The organism is Acinetobacter sp. SFB (genome assembly GCF_001647545.1).
Taxonomy (GTDB): Bacteria; Pseudomonadota; Gammaproteobacteria; order Pseudomonadales; family Moraxellaceae; genus Acinetobacter.
Map to the genome: position 1 here is coordinate 226106 of NZ_LSZH01000012.1, position 25603 is coordinate 251708.

Genomic DNA, 25603 nt, shown 5'->3' on the forward strand with positions numbered 1-25603 from the left:
TCCTTCACTATTTCATTACCGCAATCATTTCAATAGAAATATCCTGAAAACCGGCTGGAATATAAATACAAATCGATTCCGCTTCTAGCATCCGTTGATACAAATCATTGTTCGGTTCAATCTCAAAATAACTGACACCGGAACGCACTGGAATTGCAGTCGGCACCTGTATTAAATGATGTAAAGGAATGACCGGAAGGGCTGCAACTACACGTTGTTCAACATCGACAGAATTGCCGACTTTAAAACGCAGCGGCACCAACTGAACAAGTTCATGGGTTTGCATCATGCCACTTGAAACTGCAATATAAAGTCGCGTATCACGGGTAATTTTGTCCGACTCCAGACTTCCAAGCCAATAAGATGGCCGGACTTCTTTTAAAGCAATACTAATATAGCGATTGGAAATAATCGTATCGAGTAGATCTCGTAAGATTAAATCAATCTGTAAAAAACTATCCTGTAAATGATGATGTTTATACTGCGGTAACTGATCAACTTCATAGGCTGTAGAGAAAGTTAGTAATGATCCAGTTAAGCGCAATAACTCAAAGAATAGTCGTTCCGGATGAATATGCGGATACTGCAACAGATGATTTAGCGTAGCATGTGCAGTATTCAGGGCATTGACTAACCAAAAGGAAACAATATCTCCTGAACGGAATTCAATCAGTTTTTGCTCATTTTCACGATTGTTGCTTTGAATGGTTTTAATCTTGGCCCTAATCATATTTAAGGTACGTTTTAACCCGGAAATCAGCGTTTCGCATGCTTCTATATGCAAGATCGGAGCAATAAACTTAGGATCGAATTCAAAATTTCCAGAACTTTGACGTTTAACTTTTGCTACAGGTAAATATAAGAAGCCATCCAGTTCATGGTTGGGTTCAATATTCGATTCAAATAATTTAAATTCGGCACGGCGTCTTAATAAAGTAATATCTGCTGCAGTAGCATCGGTGAACAAATCATGTGTTTCAGTTAGGTGGGAATGATAACGGCTAGGCTGGGTACTTGCTTCAAATGCTACATTACGTTTATTCGGCTGAATCATTGGTAATGCCAAATAAACCATTATTTCACCACGTAAATTTAACTCATCCAGTTGAACCGGTTGTGGCAATAAGTCACGAGCAGGTGCCTGGTAAATATCACCATCTTGCCAAATCATTTCCACTTTTTCTAAAGCTAGAACATGCATGTCCAATTGCAATTCATCAAACTGGAGGGATTGCACACCATATGAAAATGGAATGGTCGCACGAATGGTATGATTCAATCGCTGTTCATGATAGGCATCCTGTAATTGAAAGTGTTGTGGACGTAAAAATAAGCCTTCGCCCCAAAGAATTTTTTCAGCTTTAAACATGTAATTTACCAATCGTTATTTGTGTCATGATTATTTTTTTGTACACCTAAAAGATCATGTACGGTTTCTAATGGATTTTCATTTTTTATGACTTGGCTTAACCATTCATGTAACGGCATCTGGCTCCATTTAATGGTCTTTTGCAGCATATAGCTGACTGGACTATGCGGTTCATTGGCCTGAAAATAATTGGCCATGTCTTGAAGAACTTGCATGGCCTGTTCACGATTTGCCACATGATTTTGAATTTGCGGTTGAAATACTTGTTGATTCATTGTTGTCAAAGTTGAGGAAATTTCAATTGGGGAATGAATAGCTTCAGGCGAAATGCTTAGTCCAGCTTTAGTATTCCGATGACCTGTTACTACAGCTTGTGATTCAAAGGCATCAGTTTTATATATTTTTTTTAGATTGTTATGAATGGATTCAAGTTGAGAATCGATCGATGCAAAACTTGGAGCATCCAGACCCATTAAGCCATCCAGTACATCTTTTAAAATATTCCACTGATTTAAAATTTCTAAAAATTCTTGATAATTTTGATATTGAAAAGATTTAGAGAGGTTAGAGAGTGCTTGTTCAAATTGCTCAAGTAACAAGTTGGCTTCTACCTGATCATTGTCTTGAGCATGTTTACGGCGCACATTCTGTTGGTGCAATAAGCCCTCATACTCAATTAAAGAATAAAAAGGTGAAGCATTTATAATTGGAATATTTTTAACTAGCGAGGGTAATTGATTAATCAGTCCTTGCAGCAAACCAAGACGTTGATCCAAATCATCACCATCAATTTTTGGATGCAATAACATCCAGAAATCACTTAAGCTACGTTGTGTCAACTCTAAACCTTTGGCTACACCTTCAAAACCATACAGGTTTGACCAGGCTTTAATTAACCCGCTATATAACCGGATATCTTTCGTTTTCTCAGTCAGCAATTCAGTCGACTTGGCACTTACAAAGTTCCAGTCGGCCTGCTTAAGTTCAGCAATCCAGTCACCCTGATCTAATAGTGGATCATCCTGAGTTTTTGCTTGCTTAATGGCATGAAACTCATTTGAAAATGAACAATCTATCCCGCAAGGGGCTTCATCTGAAATTACTTTTAATAATGCTTCGAGTTCTAAACTCATGTTAGACCTTTCTCATGTTTTTTATAATATTTTTTAAAATTATGCTTGGGTAACTTTGATATTTTTAATAGGTTTTTTTGTGGTTTTTGCAACAGGGTCAAGTTGATAAAGAATTTCACCACCCTGTACGTCAATATAGATTTGCTTCGGTAATTTTTGTTCTGCTAAGCTAACTAAAATTTGTGTGGCTAAAGCCGGCAATACCGATGAATTAAGGATGTTATCTATATTACGTGCGCCACTATCCACTTCGGTGCACCGACTGAGTACTAATTCAATTAAATCTTCACTATAAGAAACTTTGCTTGAATATTGTTGTTCTAAACGTGCCGTAATTTTATTTAATTTATGTTTAATGATACGTAACAGTAATTCATCAGGCAAAGGGAAATAAGGCACAACACGCATACGACCTAAAAATGCCGGTTTAAACTGTTGATATAAACTTGGCTTCAAATGATCGATTAATTCTTCTGCAGTTGGCCATTTCTCAACAGACAAGTTCAAGCAGGCTTTCATGATGTCACTCGAGCCGGCATTAGACGTCAACAGGATGGTGGTATTTTTAAAATCAATTAAACGACCTTCACCGTCTTCAAACATGCCCTTGTCAAAAACCTGATAAAACAATTCCTGAACATCACTATGTGCTTTTTCAATTTCATCCAACAAGACGACACTATATGGATTACGCCGAACTGCTTCAGTCAAAACACCACCTTGACCATAGCCGATATAGCCAGGAGGAGCACCTTTCAAAGATGAAATAGTATGCGCTTCCTGATATTCAGACATATTGATCGTAATCAGATGCGATTCGCCCCCATATAATTCATGAGCAAGTGCTAGCGCAGTTTCTGTTTTACCTACCCCACTTGGTCCGACCAATAAAAATACACCTTGTGGTTTATCTGGATCTTCAAGTTTTGCTTTAGAGGTTTTAATGCCTTGAACAAGTTGCTGTAAGGCATAGTCTTGTCCCATGACGCGTTCAGCAAGTTTATCTTCTAAAGTCAGAATCTGTTTAATTTCATCACTGACCATTTTACCTACAGGAATACCGGTCCAGTCCGAAATAATTTCATTAATCATTTGTGCATTTACGCGTTCATAAACCAAGGGGGATACTCCTTGGATCTCAGCCAATTGCTGACGAAGAGCGGAAATCATGTGATTATCTTGATCTGAATGTTCAGCTAGCTGATCTTTGTGTTCAAGCACTTGAATTTTTTCAACAAGTTTAAGTTCAGATTGCCATTGTTGTTCTGTAGCTATAATTTCAGATTCAAGTAATTTAATTTTCTGACCTAAGGTTTCTAAACGCTCATGATGAATAGGTAGATTTTTATTTTCGTTTTCTAAAATATCATGTTCCAGCTGTAAATTATAAAGTTGAGCTTCGAGTTGATCTAGCTTGACTGGTTGAGCATTCTGTGTGAGTGCCACACGCGCAGCTGCCGTATCAAGTACGCTAATGGCTTTATCGGGAAGTTGACGTCCACTGATATAACGATGTGAAGAGTGTACTGCGGTAACAATCGCTTCATCATCAATCTGTAAATTAAAATGCTTTGCCATTACAGGAATCATGGCACGAAGCATATCTATTGCGACAGCTTCCGTTGGCTCTTCAACTTTTATTACCTGAAAACGACGACTTAATGCAGCATCCTTTTCAAAATACTGCTTATATTCCGCCCAAGTGGTTGCCGCAATAGTGCGTAATTCACCGCGCGCCAAAGCAGGTTTAAGTAAGTTTGCAGCATCATTTTGACCCGCCTGACCCCCCGCACCAATTAAGGTATGTGCTTCATCAATAAATAGAATAATTGGATAGCTTGAGCATTGAACTTCCTGAATGACCTGTTTTAAACGGTTTTCAAATTCACCTTTAACACTGGCACCTGCCTGTAACTGCCCCATATCAAGTGTGTGTAGATGTACATTTTTTAGGACATCAGGAACTTGATTATTGGCTATTTTAAGGGCTAAACCTTCAACGACAGCGGTTTTGCCGACACCAGGTTCACCCGTTAAAATCGGGTTGTTCTGACGACGGCGCATTAAAATATCAAGCATCAAGCGAATTTCAAATTCACGACCAATCACGGGATCAATCGCACCATTTTTTGCTTTTTCAGTTAAGTTGATAGTGTATTGATCTAAAGCAGGTGTTTTTAATCTTTGCTCGAACTCTTGCTTCATTTTTATTACATCTTGATGATTTTCACTTTGTTCATATTCCTGTTCAATACTGTGTGAACATAGATCTAAAACCCTGTGTTTCATGCTATCCACAGGAAAAAATTCAAATAAACTGGAAGCGCGGATTGCAATTTGATAAAGATCAGACCCAGTTAATAATGCAACCAATAAATGCCCACTTCGAATTAATGGTTCTTGTTCTCTAGAAGCCACCAGCCAGGCTTGTTCTAATAGACGTATAATTGATTTTGCAAAAATAGGGGTTCGTGCATTGCCTTTAGGTAATTGTAAAATACTTTTTTTTAAATCATTAATTAAAGCATCAGTCGAAATTTTGTATTTTTCTAATAACAGCTGTAAATCATTTTTTGCAGCATTCTGTAGAAGTTCTAAAAAGAAATGTTCAATTTCTATTTCATAATTTTGTTGAGAAATACATGTATTGGCTGATTTTTCCAGTGCTAAACGGGCACAGGAAGATAATTTTGTGATCAAAATTTTTAAATTATTCATATGTTACTCAACGTTCTAAAAGAACAATCAGGTTTTATTTTTATTTCAATGCTAAATGATTTTATTTTATATTGTTATTAAAAACAAAGCCTTATGTTTTTATGTGTTCAGGCTTTTGGCACACTATACACATTTCTTTCGAAATATTAAAAAATATTTGATCAAAATTAGGGGGTTTTACATAAATAAACAATAAATAATGACAAATAGTGCAGGTTACTGTTAATTTCCTGTTGACTTGATGTGGTTATTTTTTGTTAAATTCGCAACGTTGATTTGAACTTATAAAAATTAAACTAAATTGAGAAAATCACGGAATGTGATTTAACTCAGATAAACAATAAAATTAAAATAATTAGAGGCATCTTTTGAATAAAAATATATTTTTTATCCCCATGATTGTAATAATCTTGGTGAGTCAAATAACTTTTGCTGATGAAAAGCCAGTCGAACTAAAAAAAGGATGTATGAAAGAATATCCTTTAGTTTCTGGCGAAACTGACCAAGACTTACTCAACATTTATAGCCAGATATGCGATAAAAAGAATAAGAAAAATATTGCCTTGCAAAATGAATTATTGATGCAAGCTGCAAAAAAATATCAACAACTTGGGAAGAATCTGAAAGCGTTACAGCTGGTGGAAAACTTACATCAACAAAATGTTCAACGTACTGCTCTTACGGATGTTGCTTTTCTTGCTGGGGTAGGGATTGCCGAGAGTTCTTTGCAGTATATGCGTTCTTATGAAATGCGTTATTTAAGTGCGCAAACGACTTATCCTGCAGCTAAAAAACTATCGGAATATATTCAAAGCTCACTACCTGAACCAGATACATCCAAGGCACAGACCATTACCGAAGCATCAATTAAACAAAAAAAATCAACTAAAACGACTTCATTGAAGTATTCAGGCAATAAGGCAAGACGAATAGACCAAACAAAAAATATGAGTGCTCATCAAACAACAGTAAAAGCAAGCACACGAAATACGACAGTAATGACGAAATCACAAAGCGGCAATACAGCAACTGCTGGTTCAAGTCCTTTTGTTTCTTTTAATAAAAATTAAAATAGGACAACATTCATGGCAAAACGCGAAAGTGTGCAAAAAAAATTACAACGGATTCGTCCACCCCGTGTACAACTGACCTACGATATAGAGGTAGGTGAGGGTAAAGAAATAAAAGAATTACCCTTTGTTATTGGAGTATTAGGTGATTTTTCAGCAGCTTCAGAATTAGAAAAAACAAAGTTAAAAGATAAAAAATTTATCAATGTTGATTTGGATAATATTGATGAGGTCATGCAATCACTTGCGCCACGTGTAACTTTTCAGGTCGAAAACACTTTAACTGAAGAAGGCGGCCGTATGTCAGTCGACTTAACTTTTAACTCAATGCAAGATTTCCGTCCAGAAAATATAGTACAGCAGGTTGATCCTTTACGTAAATTGGTTGAAGCACGCGAGCGTTTAACCGATTTACGCAACAAAATTTCGAATAATGAACGGCTTGAAGATTTACTAGATGAAGTTTTACAAAATACCGATCACGTTTGTAGGCTAAGTGCAGAGGCAGAGTATGAATAATTTACAAACTGCTCATGCGACTCATACAGATGTTGAAGAATTTACTTTACTGGGCTCTATTGTGGAGCAAAGCCGTATTGCCCGTAATGCTGAAGAGCATAACCGTGCAAAAAGTTTAATTGGTGAATTGGCCAAAGAAGTCATGGCAGGAACTATTACAGTTTCTGAAAACATGACTTTGTCGCTTGATAAACGAATTGTAGAAATTGATGCCTTAATTTCAAACCAGTTAAGTAAAATTATTCATCATGAACAATTTCAAAAAATCGAATCAACATGGCGTGGTATATATTATTTCTGCCAAGAAACACCTTCACATTCTCTAATCAAAATTCGTATGCTCAATACGACTAAAAAACAACTGACGAAAGATTTTCAGGGTGCGACAGATTTTGACCAAAGCACATTGTTTAAAAAAATTTATGAAGAAGAATATGGTTCATTTGGGGGTGCACCCTATGCAACTTTAATTGGTGATTTTGAATTTGATCGCACGCCATCAGATATGTATTTGTTAGAGCAAATTTCTCATGTTGCAGCTGCGGCACATGCACCATTTATTTCAGCAGCAAGTCCCAACCTGCTTGGAATTGAATCGTTTACTGACATTGATCGGCCACGTGATGTTTCTAAAATTTTTGAAACAGCTGAATATGTACAATGGCGTTCATTCCGTGAAAGTGATGATGCACGCTATGTCGCATTAACCATGCCACGAGTATTAGGTCGTCTACCATATCATCCTAAAGAAGGTACGGTGACCGAAGGATTTAACTTTATAGAAGAAGTTTCGGGCCAAACTCATGAAGAATATTTATGGATGAATGCGGCTTATGCATTTGCAACGCGTTTAACCAATGCCTTTGATATGCATGGCTGGTGTGCAGCTATTCGTGGTGTTGAAGGTGGGGGCTTGGTTGAAGGTTTACCGGTGCATACTTTTAAGACCCAGGATGGTGAAGTTGTTTTTAAATGTCCAACTGAAATTGCCATTACCGACCGTCGTGAAAAAGAACTCAGTGATTTAGGCTTTATTCCGCTGGTGCATAGTAAAAATACAGATTATGCAGCTTTCTTCGGCGCACAATCGACTCAAAAACCGAAGAAATATGATAGTGATACAGCAAATGCCAATTCTGCTTTATCCAGTCAGATTCAATATATTATGGCTGTTTCTCGTATTGCCCATTATTTAAAAGCCATGATGCGTGACAAAGTCGGTAGTTTTACCTCTTCGGGAAATGTTGAGGCATTTTTAAATGAATGGTTATCGCGATACGTTTTGTTAGACGATGGAGCCTCGCAAGAAGCGAAAGCACAATATCCGCTTCGTGAAGCTTCAGTCAAAGTTGTAGAGAACCCCGCTCAACCTGGACACTACAAGTCTGTGGTTTTTTTAAGACCGCATTTTCAATTGGATGAGTTGTCAGTCTCTTTACGACTTGTTACTGAGTTACCTCAGACCTCTCATTAATCAGAGTGCAATTTTATAATAACTTAAAATTAAAATAGGAAAATTTATAAAAATGAAAGATATATACGTACAATTTCGTGGGAAATATAAAGTTGACGGCGAATCCCGTGATTCAGAACATAAAGATTGGCTAGAAGTGAACTCTTGGTCGCATAATATCCGCCAACCAAAATCTGCAACATCTTCAAGTGTTGGTGGCCATACTGCTGAACGTGTTGAACATTCCGATATGCTGTTTATTAAAGATCTGGATGCAACCAGTCCAAAACTTTGGGAAGCTTGTTCAGCCGGTTATACCTTTGATGAAATTCAAATCGATTTTTATCGTGCCAATGGTGATAAACGTATTAAATATCTTCAAATAAAACTAAAACATGTTCTGGTATCAAGCGTAACGCCAAACGTAAATGAAGAAGGTGTCCCTACTGAATCATTCGGTTTGAAATATGCAGCGGTAGAGTGGACTTATAACCAACAAGATATTAACGGCACACAAAAAGGTGCTGTAACCAAGAAATGGTCACTTTCAAATAATACAGCATCTTACGCTGCATAATTTAATGATAAAAATAGTGGCTAACCTATGTTGGCCTCTATTTCTTTATCAATTACATGAATAAATAAGAAAAATATGAATCTAGATCAACTCTATCCATATGGTTTTAGAACAACGTTATTTGACCGTTTATTGCCTGAAACCGAGCAAAATTATCAGGGAATAACGCTTCAACAACTACGGGAATCTGTTGCCTCTGATCTCGAGGATTTGCTTAATAGCCGCATGGCTAAATTGGATGATTTAATTGATGATTTTCCTTTAGCGAAACAATCTATTTTGCAATTTGGGATTATCGATTTTGTTGGTTTATCGACCGCTAATCCAGCAGATCGGGACAAAATTTGTCAATCGATTGAGCAGTCTATTGCGGCTCATGAGCCCAGGTTAAGACAAATTAAAGTAGAGATGTTACTTGATGGTCATAATATGGGAGCTTTATGTTTAAGCATTCAAGCCTATTTAAATATTCATCCTATATTTGAACCGGTTATTTTTGATGCGTTATTAAAACCAACAACACAACAATATGTTATTTCTGCACGATCTTAAGTGGGTTTTCTGTGATTGAAGAACTGTTACCTTATTATGAAAAGCAATTACAAGAATTTGGGCAACAATCGCGTGAATTCGCACAAAAATATCCAAAAATTGCTCAGCGCTTATCGCTCAATCAGGAACAAATTGATGATCCGCATATTGAGCGTTTGATTCAGGCTTTTTCATTGGTTGCTGCGCGTATTGATAAAAAACTGGCGGACAGTTATGACATTTTTACCCGTTCATTATTCGAGGTGATGTTTCCTCAATACCTTAAACCTTTCCCTGCATGTTCAGTGGTGAGTTTTGAGGATATCAGCAAGGTCAAACAACTGACTGAAGCACATGAAATTCCTAAATCTACCCCATTAAAGTCGCGTAGTTTTAAAGGTGTGCAGTGTGAATTTACCACAACAAGGTTAGTTAGATTACTGCCTATTTCATTGAATCATTTAAACTTTAAGACTAGTCCAAGTGCGCATATGCATTTAAATCAAAATGCGACCTTGAGTTTCAATTTTGAAATTTTCAATCAAAGTACAAAACAGTTAATGAATGAAAAATTACCGATTTATTTGGATGCAATTTCTAATTTTCCATTACAGGTTTTAGATAACATATTCAATAAAAGTACTGGATTTTCATTAAAAATAGGAAATGAGTTTATTGAAATCAGCAATCCATTTGAAGTGGTGGGTTTTGATGAAACAGAAAGTTTATTACCTGTCGATCAGCATACTCATCATGCTTATCGTTTGTTGATGGAATATTTCTGCTTTCCTGAAAAATTTAACTATATTAATCTGGATTTAAATTTCTTAAAGCATTTACCCGCTGAGCAAAACGAATTTGAAGTACGGATTCATTTAAAGTTAAATCTGAATGATCAGGCCTGTATTCGAAATTATACTGAATTAAATGTCGCTAACTTTAAATTGTTTTCAGTGCCAGTGGTGAATCTATTTAATAAGCAAGCAGAACCCCAGAAAATCAATCATAAACAACTGGAATATTCCTTGGTGACAGATGCTCATCATCCCGAATTCTATCAAGTTTATTCAATCCTTGAGATGAATATGATTCGGGAAAAAAGTAGTCAAGATCAGAGCACTTTTCCTGTTTTTCCATTTTTCGCCATGAGCCATTATCATCAGGATGATGCTCAATTTTTCTATAGTCTCAGTCCAACTAAATTACAAAATAAATCTATTGGAACAGGCTATTCTATTATTTCAAAACACTTATCGCCATATAACACAAAGTCTGACTTTATCAGTACTAAATTATTGTGTTGCAATCGAGATTTGCCGCATGAGGCTTTAAGTCAGGTCAATAATGTCCTGACTTTGAATGATAGTAACTTGACACGGCGCGCACTTGTATTAAAGCGACCCAGTAAGCCCTATTATTTTGAGCAAAATAAAAAAGAACAGTGGCGCATTATTTCTCATCTTTCTTTAAACACATTGTCATTCATGAAAGGCGATGCGATTAGTCATATGAAGGAACTTTTGGAGTTGTATAATTTACCTCAGTTAAAAGAAAATCATCTGATGATTGATTCCATTAAAAATATTGATTTTTCTTTAACGCAAAAACTCATTCAAGCTAAGCCATTTCCTTTATTTGTTCGGGGTATCAAAGTCAATTTGGCCATTGATGCACAAGTTTTTAGAGGGCATAGCCTATATATATTTACTCAGCTTTTAAGTCATGTTTTTAATTTAAAAGTTCAGATGAATAGTTATGTAGATGTCATTATCAGTGATTCAAATAACCAGCAGGAGTTATACCAATGCGTGCAGCAGAACGTTGGTGGCAAGAAGCTTCTGTAATTGATGATCTGATGACCACACCTACAGCTTATGAGTTTATTCAGGCGATACGTTTGTTGCGACACGAGCCTGATTCATTCAAAACTCAGTATTGGGCGAATGACTTTAAATTTCACAGTTCTTTAAATCTTAATTTTCCGGTTTCTGAAATTGAAACCTTAAAGCTAGAGAATAAATATATTCATTTTACCAACCTGATTGTCGGCTTAACCGGTATGCAAGGAGCTTTACCTTATACCTATAGTCATAAAATTAAACACGGTAGTCGTCAGCAGAAAGTAGAAACTATTAACTTTCTGGGTTTGTTCAATCATAAGCTCACAGCACAATATGTAGATGCAAGCTTAACCTATCATTTGCCGGTACGTTATGAAATTGAACAAGAAAATGATTATCTGGATATTCTGCATGCGTTAAATGGTTATGTCAGTTCACAACAAGATCAAGCTGAATTAGATGATTATTTCGCTGAATTTTCAGGTTTAATGCAGGGGCAAAATAATACGACTTATGCTTTAAGGACAATGCTGGAATGTATCTTTAAAAATGATTTTGACATTAAAGAATTTATCGAAGAAAAATTTAAATTAACAGATGAACAAAAGACAACTTTAGGTGGCTTAAGCACAAGTTTATTAGGTGTGAATACCTTTTGTGGTGAAAATATTCGACAAATCGACGAGAAAATAGAAATCCAGATTGGCCCATTGTCCAAAACAGATTATCTGAGCTTTTTACCGCAGCAAAAAATGAGTGAAAAACTAAAAAAAATCCTCACTATCTGGTGTAGTCCAAGCTTAATGGTAGATTTACGTTTAATGCTAAAAAAAGAAGATATACAACCTCTTTGCTTAAATTCTAGCTCACAGTTTGGCTTGGCACAGGGGGCATTTTTAATGCCTAAACTTGCTGAATATAATTCAGAAACCTGTTATGCATTATTGAGAGATATATAATGATTAAACTCATTCTGGGAACGTTTACCAGTATTTTTCTAATGGTCAGCATAGCGATTATTTATTATTGGCGTGACATCCAATACGATCCATCTAGTATGGATTTATTGTCATATTTCATTGTTATACCTTTAGTTTTGTCTTTAATTCTGCTTTCGCCATATTTAATTTATCAAGCTTACCATGCATATAAAAAGCGTAAACTGCAACGAAAAACAGCTTTATTAGAACAACCGAATGAAAAAACACCAGAAACGAATAAGAAATTTGAAGAGTTTAAATTTCTGAATTTAAACATTTTTTCATCAAACGTATTTAGTTCATTTGGTGAAAATGAAAGTATTATTGATGCATTAAAAAAATTTAGAAGTCCTGAATTGGATCAGCACTTAACCGATGGTTATGGCTTACCAGTTTTGTCGTACAGAATTAAGTACTTGGATGATGTGATGGCACAACAAGACGATGATTCAGATATAAAAGAGAAGCAGGGGCGCTTGCAACGAATCCAAGCCCTAATTCAATATCAGTTAGAGCAGCAGAGTGAAATTCTATCGCAGTTGGCAGCACACTTAAAACAGTCTGCATTTTTCTATGATAGTGAACTGGCATACCAGTATCGCATGCATCCTGCATGGATTGACCCAGATTATCAAGCACATCATGAAGATGACCGATACTTTCAGGTTGAACCAGTACCACGTCTAAATCGACTGAATATTCATATTTTATTATCAGACAACGTATTGCATGTTTGGGATGAGCATTTCAGTCAAGAAATACTGCTCAATTTTGTGCAGTCATTAGGTATCATTTCGCAGCAAATACATATCCAACATCATTTTATTGGTCAGCGAAGTTCCTATAAATACTGGCTGAATTTACTCAGTCAAATATCAACACAATCACATGAAGTTTCATTGGTAATCAATGTAGATTCTGAAATTGATCAAGAAGTGCTGGATGACAAAATGTGGTTGTCTAATGATTATTTGGCAGCAGAATTTGCATCTAGCTGGTGCGTAGCGGCTCATGACGTAAATATTAATCAGCTTCATGTCATCAAGTCACTTAAAATTGCACTGAATGTCCACGATCTAGCGAATTGTCTAAAGGAAACTGTGCCTAATTACACTGAACAGATCCAGCAGGAACAGCCTTTTGTAGTGATTTTAGATGATGCAACTGATATCAACGTGATTAAAAATACCAACGAAATTTTTGTACCGACTTTAATAGGAACACATCATTCTTTATATATAAAACAAAGTCTGGGTCATACACAAACCCTCTCAAAAATTTTTGGATTTATGCTGGGCGTGCATTTTCCAGAGGAACTTACAGCAATGATCTACAGTACGGATCAAGCTTTCACCCATGCTTTTTTTCAAACGGTTGCTGAATCAAATCAGTTCGAAAAACAGGTCATTTAAATATTAATAAAAATTAAAATAATAACGAGAATCCGCATGTTTTATACCATTCTAGGTTATGTTTGGCAGTATATAACCCATCCTAAAGCCATCATAGCACTATCATTTTTAGTGGCATTGATTTCTTCATATAATGTCATTCCCCGAAATATTTTTTGGGCGTTGCTGGCAGCCTATGTTTTGGCACTCATCGGCTATGGCATATATTGGCTGATTCAAAAATATCGTTATGCTCAACAAGGAGAATTCTTTGCTGAAGCCATTCAACAGGATACCCAAGCTGAATATGGCAAACAGAAAAATAAAGATGAATTACTGCTGATCAATCAGCAAATGAAGGAATCGATCCAGTTGATTCGTAAGTCAAAGCTGGGAGACAAGAAGGGCAATGCAGCTTTATATGAATTACCTTGGTATATGGTAATTGGTAATCCGGCGGCAGGTAAAAGTTCGGCAATTTATCATTCAGGGCTGAAATTCCCCTTTGAAACCTCACATCAAAAAATGGTTTCATCTGGCTTAAGTGGGACACAAAACTGTAACTGGTTTTTCTCAACGCAAGGGCTGTTACTCGATACGGCGGGGCGTTATTCGGTTTATGCTGAAGATCATTCTGAATGGGTAGGCTTTTTGAGTTTATTAAAGAAAAGTCGCTCTAAGGCACCGATTAACGGATTGATCGTAATAGTGAGTATTGCAGAGCTAATAAGCCAAAGTCCTGAAAAATCAATCAAACTGGCTAAAAATTTAAGAGCACGGATTCAAGATTTAACTGAACGTTTAGAAGTTTTTGCACCGGTATATTTAGTATTTTCAAAAATGGATTTGATTGCAGGATTTACCGAGTTTTTTGAATGTTATGAAGTCAATGAATTTGATCAGGTATGGGGTGCAACCTTAAAGTATGAATTGAATTCTGCAAATAATGCGGTTGAGCTTTTTGAGCAACACTATTCTGTTTTATATGATGGTTTAAAAGGACTGAGTACCACGCATCTCAGTCGTCGTCATGCGCAAAATATCTCACCGAGTGTAATGACATTTCCTTTGGAGTTTAAGAGCCTAAAACCCGTCCTAAAAACTTTTATTGGCACTTTATTTGAAGAAAATCCCTACCAGTTTAAACCGGTCTTCCGTGGCTTTTATTTCACCAGTGCTTTGCAAAAAGGCGTGATTGAAAGTCCAATGACCGAACAGCTAGCACAGGATTTTAATTTATCTAAAAGCGCAAATAGGGAAAAGGGCATACCGAACAATTCGATTGCCCAAAATCATGGTTACTTTCTGAAAGGTTTATTTTCGGAGGTGATTTTGAAAGACAAGAATCTGGTTAAACAGCATATTAATCCAGGACGTAAGAAACAGCGTTACCTTGCATTTATTGCCGTGTTATTGGGTGTGTCTATTATTCTCAGCTTATGGGTATGGTCATATCGTAATAATCAACAGCTGATTGCTGATGTACAAGCAGATTTAGACAAAGTCGTACAATTAGAAAAACAATCGGGACAAGAGCTATTCACCCAATTGAACGCTTTGTTGATTTTACAAGATCGCTTGCAACAACTGGATCAGTTTGATCAAGATCGACCCATTAAATTTGGCTTTGGTTTGTATCAAGGCCAAGAACTGCGCAACAAGCTAAAAGCGGAATATTTAAAAGGTGTGAAGCAAATTGTTTTACAGCCGACCCAGCAAAATATTGTCCAGTATTTACAACGGGTAAAAAGCAACGAAACGACTTTAAAGGCCAATCATGTCAATGGGAAAATAAAACAAATTGCTAAAAATCAACAATATTTAGAGTCATCTGAAACCAATCCTCAAGATGCTTATAATGCATTAAAAGCCTATTTAATGATGAGCAATCCGCGATATATGGATGCAAGTCATTTAAGTGATCAAGTCACACGTTTCTGGCGCTCGTGGTTAGATTCCAATCAGGGTCAAATTCCGCGTGGAGAAATGATTCAAAAAGCGGAGCAAATTTTATCCTACAGCATGACCCTAACGAATGAGCAAACATTTCCTGTTCTTGAATCGGATCCCTTGGTGGTTGATCAAGCTCGCCAAGTTTTATTGTCCGTGATTCGTGGTATGCCTGCACGTGATCGTGTCTATAACGAAATTAAAATGCGTGCAGCAGTTCGTTATCCCGCTATTACTGTGAAGCAGTTGATGAATACAGATAGCCAAAATACAGTACTAGGCAGTTATGCATTACCGGGCATATTTACCTATAAAGCATGGTCGGATTATATAGAAAAAGCGATTGATGACGCAGCAAACCGGCCAACAGAGAGTAAGGATTGGGTGTTAAACAGCACACAGTCGGATGACCTGACTTTTAGTGGAAGTCCGAATCAGATTCGCCAGCAGTTAACTGCATTATATAAAGAGCAATATATTGCTGAATGGCGTAAATTCCTGAACGGCATTCACTATGCTAAAAACAATGATTTTAAACAACAAGCTAAAAATATTGAAATATTGGGTGAGCCTGAAAATTCACCCATTCGTATTCTTGTGAATCATATTGCCGAAGAAACCAGTTGGGACAATCCAATTGTGCAAGCAGAACTCGCTGCACTACAAACAGGTTTTTTGACTTGGTTTAAAGATAAATTTTTAAAGAAAGATCAAGCTAAAAGTACACAACAGGCATTGAATCAAGGGCATGGCGTAATTTCAAAAGAATTCCAAGTATTTTATAAAATTGTGCGTAAGCGTGATGATCAGCAAAACAAATCACTTTTGGATGAATACATGCAATCACTTGCCCAAGTTCGTAGCAAGTTTAATGATCTAAAAAGTGCAGGGGATATTGGTCCTTTTGCCATGAATTTGGTCAAAAAAACCATTAATGATCAAAATTCAGTCTTTAACAGTACCCAAAAAATTATTGATGAAAAAATGTCCACTGGACTAAATGAACAGGATCAACAAGTTTTGCAAAAATTATTGATGCGTCCATTATCACAGTCATTTGAGAGTTTATTGATTCCTGCTCAGGATGAAATTAACAAGTTATGGATAATACAAGCCAGTCAACCATTTAAAGCAAATTTAAGTCAGAAATATCCGTTTAATTCTTCGGCAACATTACAAGCCACCAGTAATGAAATTAGCCAAATCTTTGGTGAAAATGGGAGTATTGCGCGCTTCGTGAAAGACAATCTGGATCCGTTGGTGATCCGACGAGGTTATAGTTTAACGTCAAAAACATGGAAAGATTTAGGTGTCAGCTTAAACCCACAGTTTGTTATGAATTTTCATAGCTATGTTGCACCGAGTCATGGCATGGCGACAGGAGAGTTAAAATCAGTATCAACTGCAACGAATCAATCCAACTTTCAATTCTACCCACTTGAAAATGCGCAACTACTTTCTTATACCATTGATATTGATGGTCAGAGAATGGTCTATGAAAATGGTATTCAGCAATGGGTGAATTTTGTCTGGCCAAATCAAGGTGCTATTGCTGGTGCACGTATTACAGCTGTAGATCTGGAAGGGCAGACTCATACTATTTTTGATGAGCCGGGGGAATATGGAATTAACCGCTTAATTGATAGTGCGCAGCGCACTCAACATCAAGACAGTGGCAATTTTGAAATGATTTGGAAAAATCAACAAAATCCGAACTTGGCTGTGAAAGTGAACTTTCGCTTGATTAGTGGCAATTCAGGACAGATTGGTTCAAGTCGCGGTTATGCAGGCATGCAACTGGTTGATCAGGTGGTAAATCATAAGTCCGTGCATGTCGTTGCTGCGCAAGCAGCCCCCATATCTGTTGTTGTAGTCAAAGCCAATACAACATCTCCATCATCGGGCTTTAATGGAGCACACTATGAGTAATAAAAAATTAATCATTAAAAGTGAGCCTCAACTGACTTTAAGCCAAAGTATGGAATTATTTAAAAAAACATTTACTAATGAATAAAAATTATGAAAAAACAAAGAATTATAAATATTTTTAAGGCTGCTTTCTTTATGTCCAGTGCTGCAGTCGTTGCTCATGCAGACCCGATTGTAATTGAAGGTGCTGTACCCAATGAAACGAGTAAACAAGCGATTTTAAATAAAATGCATGCTGTTTATGGTTCTGATCAAGTGATTGATAAAATTAAAGTTCGTGCTGTATCTGCACCAAATGGTTGGAGTGATTCAGTTACTGAAGTCATTACACCAGATTTAAAAAAAGTTAAACAAGGAAAATTAACTGTACATGGTACACAGATGGATTTGGCTGGGAAAATGTCAAATCAGAATGATATTCAGCCAATTTCATTAAATTTTCATAGCTTAGTTCAAGCACCGTATCGTTTGAATACGCGATTAACAGTAAATCACGCAGAACAGAAAATTATTGATCAGGCTTTAAAAAATCGAATTATTGAGTTTGAATCTGGAAGTGCTGTATTAGCAGCTTCAGGGAGACAAATTTTAGATGAGATGGCGATCGTCTTAAATAAGGTTGGTGGCAAAAAAGTAAAGATTATTGGCCATACAGATAATTCAGGCGATTCAGGGAAAAATTTAACTTTGAGCCAACAACGTGCGACAGCAGTTAAGAATTACTTAATGGGAAAAAATATTCCTACAAATAGTTTAAGTGTTGAAGGTTTAGGTTCAACTAAACCAGTTGCTGATAATACAACAGTTGAAGGTCGTAAGAAAAACCGTCGAATTGAATTCGAAGTTTTATAAGTTATCTATAAAGAGTCACATAATTTTATGTGACTCTATTTCGTATAATGTATATTATGTTAAATAGAATATCCAAGACTGTGGTCTATACACAACCTTAGTTGTAGCCACAGCGCCAGATCGTGAATCTGGAGTAAGCTAAGTAACATAATATACGTTATGCCGAAATCTAAGCGTCTTACATTTTAAAATCTATTATTCTCAAAATATGAGCTTTATGTTTTATAAAAACTCTCTTTTTAATTCTTGATGACGCTCTTTAGTGACATAAATATTTTTATGTGGGTATAAATGCCCCGATTCTATTCTTACTCGTTTAGGTTTATTGATTCTACAAACAATAGAATCAATTAAAGAAAATAAAATATTTGATCAAATTTGAAGTTATAAAATACAGACACGATGTTCGAGGGAAAGATGAATAATGGGAATTGCTATTTTCTGTCTGATTTTTGGCTTTATTGCTGGGTACTTTCAAAGATACTCAACATAAAAAAGAAGTGCCTAAAGTAAAGACAAAGCCAAATAGAAATGTATATTTAAGCTACAAAGAGAGACAGCGGGCAAAAATATGTTATTTAAATGATGTAGATAGAATCAGAGAGTTAAATTTACTTTCCCATAATTAGAGTAAGTTTATGCGCTTACTACAACACCAATTTTTAGAACATAAATTAATAGTCAAAGATAGACGTTTTTATATAGCAGATCAGGACAACTACCCCATTGCTATATTTGAATACAGAGATGGCACAAAAGAATTAAAACTCAAAGATAAAGAAGATGGATTACCTTTATTTCTATACAAAGCAATTCTTTCAAGTGATGCAATTGCAGAAGATAAAATGGCACTGAACTCGAATCTAGCTTAATTAATGATACGTCCTAATCATTAAATTTAATTCATACTTGATTCAGCTAAATCAATACTCTGTCTTTATTCAAGGCCTTATGCTGATTCGAATCAAAGATTTCAAAGTTTAACAATACAATATTAAAAATTCATATATTTCATTAACTTAATCAACATATATTTTTCATGTGGATATTTATACGAAAAAAAAACCAGCCAAATGATTTCAAATCATTTGGCTGGTTGCTTAGGCTTAAGCATTTAGAAATATACTTATTTCACCTAAAAAGCTTAGGAGCAACTTCCTAGTGGCAGTGGTTGCTCCCTCCCCGCTATGGCAGTATTCCTATTTTGATAAAGCTGCAAACTTAGCACGTGCTGCATGAAGTTTTTTATAGCTCTCGATCAGACGTAAATGCCGCTCTAAGCCTTCCAGTTTCATACTGGTTTCAGTTAAGCCATAGAAGCGGATACTTCCATCCATAGAACCTATCACGGCATCCATACGTTCATCACCAAACATACGGCGGAAATTGGCTTCATAATCATCCAAATCCATGTCGTCATCCAGTTCAACTTCAAGTACAACATTTAGGCATTGGTAGAATAAACCGCGTTCAACCGTATTGGTGTTGTATTGCAGGAATTGTTCAACTAAATCTTTCGCTTCTTCAAATTGCTGTAAAGCAATATAAATGAGTAGCTTAAGTTCCAGAATAGTAAGCTGCCCCCAAACGGTATTATCATCAAATTCAATCCCGATTAAGGTCACGATATCGGTGTAATCATCAGATTCACATTCTTCTAGACGCTCAACCAAGGCTTCAAGCTGCTCATCATCCAAACGGTGGATATTCAAAATATCTTCGCGGAACTGAAGTGCTTTATTGGTATTGTCCCAAATTAAATCTTCAACCAGATAGATTTCAGAATAACCTGGTACCAAAATACGGCAAGCCGTCGCACCTAAATGCTGATACACCGCCATATACACTTCTTTGCCCATTTGTTCGAGAATACCGAACATGGTTGCAGCTTCTTCTACATTGGCATTTTCGCCCTCGGACGTGAAATCCCACTCCACAAACTCATAAGCAGATTTTGAGCTGAAGAAACGCCAAGACACCAGACCGCTTGAATCGATAAAATGTTCTACGAAGTTGTTTGGTTCAGTCACTGCATTGCTGCTAAATGTTGGTTTTGGTAAATCGTTTAGACCTTCAAAACTACGACCTTGCAATAGTTCAGTTAAACTACGCTCTAAAGCCACTTCCAGCTTTGGATGCGCGCCGAAAGAGGCAAATACGCCACCAGTACGTGGATTCATTAAGGTCACGCACATCACCGGGAATTGACCGCCCAATGAAGCATCTTTCACCAGAACCGGAAAACCTTGTTCTTCCAGTCCTTTGATACCTGCCACAATGCCTGGATATTTCGCCAAGACCTCTTCTGGCACATCTGGAAGCGCAATCTCACCTTCTAGAATTTCACGTTTCACCGCACGTTCAAAAATTTCAGACAAACACTGTACTTGTGCTTCGGCCAAAGTATTACCGGCACTCATTCCGTTACTTAAATACAAGTTTTCAATCAGGTTTGATGGAAAATAAACCACTTTATCATCAGACTGACGCACGAATGGCAATGAACAGATTCCGCGCTCAATATTGCCTGAGTTGGTGTCATACAAATGCGTACCGAGAAGCTCATCTTCAGGGTTGTATATCTCTAAAGTATATTCATCCAGAATTTCTTTTGGTAACTCACCTTCTGAACCCGGCTTAAACCATTTTTCATCTGGGTAATGTACAAATTCAGCATTGGCAATATCTTCACCCCAAAACTGATCGTTGTAGAAGAAGTTACAGTTGAGACGTTCAATGAACTCCCCTAAGGCCGAGGCCAACGCACTTTCTTTGGTTGAACCTTTACCGTTGGTAAAACACATAGGTGATTGTGCATCACGAACATGTAATGACCAGACATTAGGCACAATATTACGCCATGACGCAATTTCAATCTTCATACCGAGGCCAGCCAAAATACCTGACATATTGGCAATGGTTTCTTCTAGAGGGAGATCTTTACCCGGAATAAAGGTACTGCTGTCTGAAGCTAGACTCGGCATCAATAAAGCTTGTGCATCGGCATCAATGCTTTCCACTTGCTCAATGATAAATTCAGGACCGGTTTGGATCACTTTTTTAACCGTACAACGGTCGATTGAACGCAAAATACCTTGGCGGTCTTTATCAGAAATGTCAGATGGCAATTCCACCTGAATTTTAAAAATCTGTTTGTAACGGTTTTCTGGATCTACAATGTTGTTCTGCGACAAACGAATATTATCAGTCGGGATATCACGTGCTGCACAATATACTTTTACAAAGTAGGCTGCACACAAAGCAGAAGATGCAAGAAAATAATCGAATGGCCCTGGTGCTGAACCGTCACCTTTATAACGAATCGGTTGGTCGGCAATTACCGAAAAATCATCGAACTTGGCTTCTTGTCGAAGGTTGTCGAGATAATTAACCTTGATTTCCATGCTGCTGGCACCTAACTATTCTTATGTGCCACTATGGCCCTATAAGATTCTAAATATTGAAACATAAGCCGAATCACGGAAAAGAAATTGACTTAAAAAAGAGAGTAACTAGCGTCATCCGTTTAGTGAGTACACCGAACGTCCAACATTTGCAATAATGGGCAATATTATAGAGGGATTTGGTTTAATTGATAACTTTTCTCTGTCTTTAAAGATTAATTATAAAAAATCCTTAACATAATAATAACTTAGAAAATATTTGCATAATCTCAACTCATGTATTTCAAAATACGAGAATAAATATTATAAGCAAGGACGCTCTAGCGCTCTATCATTATCTTTAAGTATTGCCCTGATTCAATCTCATATACGTTTTAGAATATATAGGATGCCATACATTAAATTTCTGTTGTTGATTCATTCTATTTCTTAGGCCAGCTATTCCAGCTTACGCTTGGCTATTTTCCTGAATAAATGCATTAAATTTATCTTTTAATTCTAGATACTTAGAATTTAATTTGGCTTGATCCCATTTCTTCTTAAAAATTCGTGCTGCAGCAGCTTTAACAGGATCTTCTACACTGCGTGCTAACTCTGGCCGACCATGTGCCCCACTCAAACCTTTCTTGTCTTCAGGCACTGAACCCTTATATTTCTTGCCGCCTTTATGATTGGCATAGCGACGTGCGCGGGTATAACCCATTTGTAAAAATTTTCTGGCCATATCCGCACCAATAAAATCATCTTGTTCTAAATACCCTAAAAATAACGCATAGATTTTTTCGCTACTGCGTAAAGCCTTATCTTGATCGGCAAATTGCCAATGCGGCAGTATTTCTGATTTATAGGGTTCTACCAGCAGTACCCCTTGTTCACCCCGGCCGATACGATACAGCTCGGGTCTTTTTCTAAAATTAATATTTTTAAAATCCAAGGAATAATCAAAACTTTTTGAAAAAACGCGAAATTCTCGCTTGGGTATATCCTGTTGCCGATCTGGATTCACTGTGAGAACTCCATGAATATTGCGCAGAAACTTGATTGCTGCCTATAACATCATGGCGGATTGAATTGAAAATTTGCAGAGGATTTTTGCAATCAGATATTATTGTTATTAAATAAAGCTTTCAGATATGAATATTATAGAGAAACGAATAAAACATAGCTTAAATGAATTAAATACATTGTCTATAGACAAAAAAAAAGCCGAGATCCTCGGCTTTTTTTGGTATACAAAAATAAAATAATTGGTAATTTACATTACTTTTAATTTATCTGATTTTTGTATTTTAATATCTGTTAGATAGCAACGATATTTACTGCATTTGGGCCTTTTTGACCTTGTGCAACGCTGAATTCAACTTGCTGGCCTTCCATTAAGGTTTTGAAGCCTGAACTAGCAATTTCGCTGAAATGAGCAAAAACGTCTGGACCATTTTCTTGTTGAATGAAACCAAAACCTTTAGTTTCGTTGAACCACTTAACAGTACCTTTAACAACATTTGAGTTAGACATAATAAATCCTACTGATTTTTAATAATTTTTAGTCATTTTACTGACCGAGTATAACTTGGAAAATAATAAAGAATGAAACTTAAAATCTGAAAAAACGAAGGATTATGACTAAAACTGCGATACTTAAAGAAGATTTACCGAAACAAGACTTTTTTTCTAGTTGAGTTAATAATACATGAATTAAATGAATATTCAAGTTTTTTTATAATTATTATTTATTATGCTGATAAAAAACATGTATGCAAATGAAAATGATCAATTTTCTAAAATTTAACGAGGCTGGAATTTATTTTAGATTTCATTCAAGCACTAAAAAAAGCACTTTTAAAGTGGTATACGATTTTAATATGCAGCAGAAATCTCTTGTCATTTTGCCTATCGTTATCTACCTAAATAGATACCCTTCTTTGTTAAGATTAAATTCACTAAAAAAATCAAAGAGCTAAAGCTGCAATCAAAACTGATATGTTATTCTGAGATGGATCTTCATATTTTTTTTCATCTGCCTAAGGCGGACTTTAATGTATAAAAGATTGAAGATCAAAATTAAAGCAGGTTCTTATTCAATGCCAGTCAAAACACATAACATAATCATAATTGCCGCATTAGCCCTGCTATCCATCTCGCCCCCTTAACTACACATATGATTTGCCTGCCTGCTTTAGCTGCCATAGCATATGACCTGAATGCGACATCTAGCGCTGTAGAGCTTTCATATGCATATTTTTCCTAGGGCTATGTTTGGGTCAGGTGATCATGAAGCCTTTGATTGATGCCTATGACCATAAACTAACTCGCAGGATTGGAACTGTGCTATTTACGTTATCATCCATTGCACTGATTTATATTGATTTTACATTTTTAATTTATTTATAAGATTTTTTATCTGAACAAAATAAGGTAAATATCGAATATTTTTGTCTTACCAATTTGAAAAAATGATTGAGATATTTATTTTTTTAATATTTTTTTTGTTTTAAACAGACTATTTTGTTTCAAAAACGATGCGTTTAAGATCAGGGGGAAATGTATGCGCCATGATTAAGTAATTTCTACAGTTATTGTTTTTTATTAATTTCCCTATTTCGATCTGAACAAAATTTCGATTCGTCTGATTTTCAAATGTTGTAGTTGTGTAAATTTTATCTATATGGTTAGATCATTAAAAAATAATAAGGAATAAAAAATGAAATTCCATTTACTGGTTGTTTATATAGCTTTAATGTTTAATTTTGCCCATGCAGCACAGTGCTTATCAGACAGTGAATCCAAAGAATTAAATAATATATATCAAAATTCGAGTGATTTTTATCGTCATGTCAAACTCGATTGCCAGTCTACTGATGAAATAGTTAAAAAAAACTGTAACTCTCCCGAACATAAAAAAATATTAGAAATATATCTCCGGACTGCAATCTATGATTATGAAAATGCTCATGGAGAGGCCTTAACAGGCAAACCCTACCAACGTGAATATCATTCTGCTTTCAAAGAGGTCACCAATAGTTTTGATAGTTGTGCCGATCTAAAAAAATCTTTGAAATATTTCTTATCTACCTCTATCTGGGCGGATTGAACAGCATATAAAGCATTTTCTTAAATAATCGGGTTATAGGGATGATGCTTAACACGTAACTCCTTTATAGACATGTTTTTATGACTTTTTAGTGGAATTGAATAACCACTTAATGGTGATAAGTACCGATCATCCATTTGATAAGTGGAAAATAACTATTATGGTATGGGCAATGCCAGCTCTAATACTTTCGCAACATAAGAGATGGAAAAGATCTATTTTTATCCTTTTTTATCATCCTTCTCTAGCTATGTTAATCTTTAGGTAGATAAAGAATCTTGAAACAAGAGGAACGTATCATGGATTACCAACACATTTTACTGTCTGTTGATGATTCGCCTATTGCCATAGCTGCAGCTGATCAGACCATCATTTTGGCCAAAGCATTAGGCAGTAAAGTTACCATAGCAAGCGTTGTCGTAATAGATCCTTTAACCAGTGTCAGTTTTTATAAAAATGTACCTGGAGTAACGGATTATTATATGGAAGCAAAAGCTCATGCTAAAAACATCTTGGCCGAGCTAGGACTGAAATTTACCAATGCAGGTATTGAAACCACTACCAAACTCCTTAGTAGTCAATCCCCTAGTGAGGCCATTGCCAAACTCGCTGATGAATTAAATATTGATTTAATCGTCGTAGGTTCTCATGGGCGTACAGGTTTTAAAAAAGCTTTTATCGGCAGTATCGCGCAAGAGATTCTAACTTCAAGCCATGTACCGGTACTTGTGGTAAAACATACAAAATAATTCCGAATAAGCAATAAATTAGTCCACTTTTTAGTAGGCTAATTTA

Annotated in this window: 18 protein-coding genes and 1 pseudogene; 13 read left to right on the forward strand and 6 right to left on the reverse strand. The window is 36.1% G+C overall.

Annotated elements, in window-relative coordinates; all coding sequences use genetic code 11:
- Positions 1 to 7: 7 nt before the first annotated feature.
- The 3 genes from tssK to tssH are packed head-to-tail and all read right to left on the reverse strand — an operon-like array spanning position 8 to position 5220.
- Positions 8 to 1369, reverse strand: coding sequence for a type VI secretion system baseplate subunit TssK (gene tssK / locus AY606_RS08420; RefSeq protein WP_067867051.1), 1362 nt, complete (start codon positions 1367 to 1369; stop codon positions 8 to 10).
- 5 nt (positions 1370 to 1374) lie between these two features.
- Positions 1375 to 2502 (reverse strand): type VI secretion system protein TssA, encoded by a 1128-nt coding sequence (gene tssA, locus AY606_RS08425; RefSeq protein ID WP_067867053.1) that lies wholly within the window; start codon positions 2500 to 2502, stop codon positions 1375 to 1377.
- A 39-nt stretch (positions 2503 to 2541) separates the two neighbouring features.
- On the reverse strand, positions 2542 to 5220 hold the full coding sequence (gene tssH, locus AY606_RS08430; RefSeq protein ID WP_067867054.1) for a type VI secretion system ATPase TssH: 2679 nt from the start codon (positions 5218 to 5220) through the stop codon (positions 2542 to 2544).
- Positions 5221 to 5588: 368 nt separating this feature from the next.
- On the opposite strand from tssH, the gene AY606_RS08435 reads away from it, so the two are divergent.
- The 11 genes and pseudogenes from AY606_RS08435 (at position 5589) to AY606_RS16605 (ending at position 19185) form a co-directional block, all read left to right on the forward strand.
- Positions 5589 to 6290 (forward strand): hypothetical protein, encoded by a 702-nt coding sequence (locus AY606_RS08435; RefSeq protein ID WP_155858149.1) that lies wholly within the window; start codon positions 5589 to 5591, stop codon positions 6288 to 6290.
- A gap of 15 nt (positions 6291 to 6305) precedes the next feature.
- A complete protein-coding gene (tssB, locus tag AY606_RS08440; protein ID WP_067867059.1) occupies positions 6306 to 6809 on the forward strand; it encodes a type VI secretion system contractile sheath small subunit in 504 nt (167 codons plus the stop codon).
- Positions 6802 to 8283, forward strand: coding sequence for a type VI secretion system contractile sheath large subunit (tssC, locus tag AY606_RS08445; protein ID WP_067867061.1), 1482 nt, complete (start codon positions 6802 to 6804; stop codon positions 8281 to 8283). Before tssB ends, tssC begins: the two co-directional genes overlap by 8 nt.
- A gap of 52 nt (positions 8284 to 8335) precedes the next feature.
- On the forward strand, positions 8336 to 8839 hold the full coding sequence (locus AY606_RS08450; RefSeq protein WP_067867063.1) for an Hcp family type VI secretion system effector: 504 nt from the start codon (positions 8336 to 8338) through the stop codon (positions 8837 to 8839).
- A 75-nt stretch (positions 8840 to 8914) separates the two neighbouring features.
- Positions 8915 to 9391, forward strand: coding sequence for a type VI secretion system baseplate subunit TssE (tssE, locus tag AY606_RS08455; protein ID WP_067867065.1), 477 nt, complete (start codon positions 8915 to 8917; stop codon positions 9389 to 9391).
- Positions 9392 to 9402: 11 nt separating this feature from the next.
- Positions 9403 to 11214, forward strand: coding sequence for a type VI secretion system baseplate subunit TssF (tssF, locus tag AY606_RS08460; protein WP_067867067.1), 1812 nt, complete (start codon positions 9403 to 9405; stop codon positions 11212 to 11214).
- Entirely contained in the window at positions 11175 to 12170 is a 996-nt protein-coding gene (gene tssG / locus AY606_RS08465; RefSeq protein ID WP_067867069.1) for a type VI secretion system baseplate subunit TssG, read from the forward strand. The genes tssF and tssG overlap by 40 nt, the downstream gene beginning before the upstream one ends.
- Complete coding sequence (locus AY606_RS08470) at positions 12170 to 13603, forward strand: hypothetical protein (RefSeq protein ID WP_067867071.1); 1434 nt, start codon at positions 12170 to 12172, stop codon at positions 13601 to 13603. Before tssG ends, AY606_RS08470 begins: the two co-directional genes overlap by 1 nt.
- 36 nt (positions 13604 to 13639) lie before the next feature.
- Entirely contained in the window at positions 13640 to 17461 is a 3822-nt protein-coding gene (gene tssM, locus AY606_RS08475; RefSeq protein ID WP_067867073.1) for a type VI secretion system membrane subunit TssM, read from the forward strand.
- Positions 17462 to 17614: 153 nt separating this feature from the next.
- Positions 17615 to 18313: pseudogene (locus AY606_RS08480) on the forward strand (OmpA family protein); the annotation flags it as partial.
- A 638-nt stretch (positions 18314 to 18951) separates the two neighbouring features.
- Positions 18952 to 19185: a hypothetical protein gene (locus AY606_RS16605; RefSeq protein WP_249409234.1), complete on the forward strand. Its 234-nt coding sequence runs from the start codon at positions 18952 to 18954 to the stop codon at positions 19183 to 19185.
- 327 nt (positions 19186 to 19512) lie between these two features.
- On the opposite strand, the gene AY606_RS08490 is transcribed toward AY606_RS16605, so the two are convergent.
- The 3 genes from AY606_RS08490 to AY606_RS08500 form a co-directional block, all read right to left on the reverse strand.
- Positions 19513 to 21717 carry an OsmC domain/YcaO domain-containing protein gene (locus AY606_RS08490; RefSeq protein WP_067867075.1) on the reverse strand — a complete coding sequence of 735 codons (2205 nt, stop codon included), beginning with the start codon at positions 21715 to 21717 and terminating at the stop codon, positions 19513 to 19515.
- A 448-nt stretch (positions 21718 to 22165) separates the two neighbouring features.
- Complete coding sequence (locus AY606_RS08495) at positions 22166 to 22723, reverse strand: DUF4385 domain-containing protein (RefSeq protein WP_081408379.1); 558 nt, start codon at positions 22721 to 22723, stop codon at positions 22166 to 22168.
- A 293-nt stretch (positions 22724 to 23016) separates the two neighbouring features.
- A complete protein-coding gene (locus AY606_RS08500; RefSeq protein ID WP_067723482.1) occupies positions 23017 to 23232 on the reverse strand; it encodes a cold-shock protein in 216 nt (71 codons plus the stop codon).
- A gap of 1186 nt (positions 23233 to 24418) precedes the next feature.
- On the opposite strand from AY606_RS08500, the gene AY606_RS08505 reads away from it, so the two are divergent.
- Together AY606_RS08505 and AY606_RS08510 are read left to right on the forward strand one after the other, a co-directional pair.
- Positions 24419 to 24808 (forward strand): hypothetical protein, encoded by a 390-nt coding sequence (locus tag AY606_RS08505; RefSeq protein WP_067867079.1) that lies wholly within the window; start codon positions 24419 to 24421, stop codon positions 24806 to 24808.
- Positions 24809 to 25107: 299 nt separating this feature from the next.
- A complete protein-coding gene (locus tag AY606_RS08510) occupies positions 25108 to 25557 on the forward strand; it encodes a universal stress protein (protein ID WP_067867081.1) in 450 nt (149 codons plus the stop codon).
- The last annotated feature ends 46 nt before the right edge of the window (positions 25558 to 25603 follow it).

Coding starts and splice junctions, on each gene's coding strand:
- AY606_RS08470 (WP_067867071.1), top strand. CDS start 12,170: ATGATTAAACTCATTCTGGGAACGTTTACCAGTATTTTTCTAATGGTC.
- tssG (WP_067867069.1), top strand. CDS start 11,175: ATGCGTGCAGCAGAACGTTGGTGGCAAGAAGCTTCTGTAATTGATGAT.
- tssE (WP_067867065.1), top strand. CDS start 8,915: ATGAATCTAGATCAACTCTATCCATATGGTTTTAGAACAACGTTATTT.
- tssM (WP_067867073.1), top strand. CDS start 13,640: ATGTTTTATACCATTCTAGGTTATGTTTGGCAGTATATAACCCATCCT.
- AY606_RS08510 (WP_067867081.1), top strand. CDS start 25,108: ATGGATTACCAACACATTTTACTGTCTGTTGATGATTCGCCTATTGCC.
- tssK (WP_067867051.1), bottom strand. CDS start 1,369: ATGTTTAAAGCTGAAAAAATTCTTTGGGGCGAAGGCTTATTTTTACGT.
- AY606_RS08450 (WP_067867063.1), top strand. CDS start 8,336: ATGAAAGATATATACGTACAATTTCGTGGGAAATATAAAGTTGACGGC.
- tssC (WP_067867061.1), top strand. CDS start 6,802: ATGAATAATTTACAAACTGCTCATGCGACTCATACAGATGTTGAAGAA.
- AY606_RS08500 (WP_067723482.1), bottom strand. CDS start 23,232: ATGTCTAACTCAAATGTTGTTAAAGGTACTGTTAAGTGGTTCAACGAA.
- tssB (WP_067867059.1), top strand. CDS start 6,306: ATGGCAAAACGCGAAAGTGTGCAAAAAAAATTACAACGGATTCGTCCA.
- tssA (WP_067867053.1), bottom strand. CDS start 2,502: ATGAGTTTAGAACTCGAAGCATTATTAAAAGTAATTTCAGATGAAGCC.
- tssH (WP_067867054.1), bottom strand. CDS start 5,220: ATGAATAATTTAAAAATTTTGATCACAAAATTATCTTCCTGTGCCCGT.
- AY606_RS16605 (WP_249409234.1), top strand. CDS start 18,952: ATGCGCTTACTACAACACCAATTTTTAGAACATAAATTAATAGTCAAA.
- AY606_RS08505 (WP_067867079.1), top strand. CDS start 24,419: ATGAAATTCCATTTACTGGTTGTTTATATAGCTTTAATGTTTAATTTT.
- AY606_RS08490 (WP_067867075.1), bottom strand. CDS start 21,717: ATGGAAATCAAGGTTAATTATCTCGACAACCTTCGACAAGAAGCCAAG.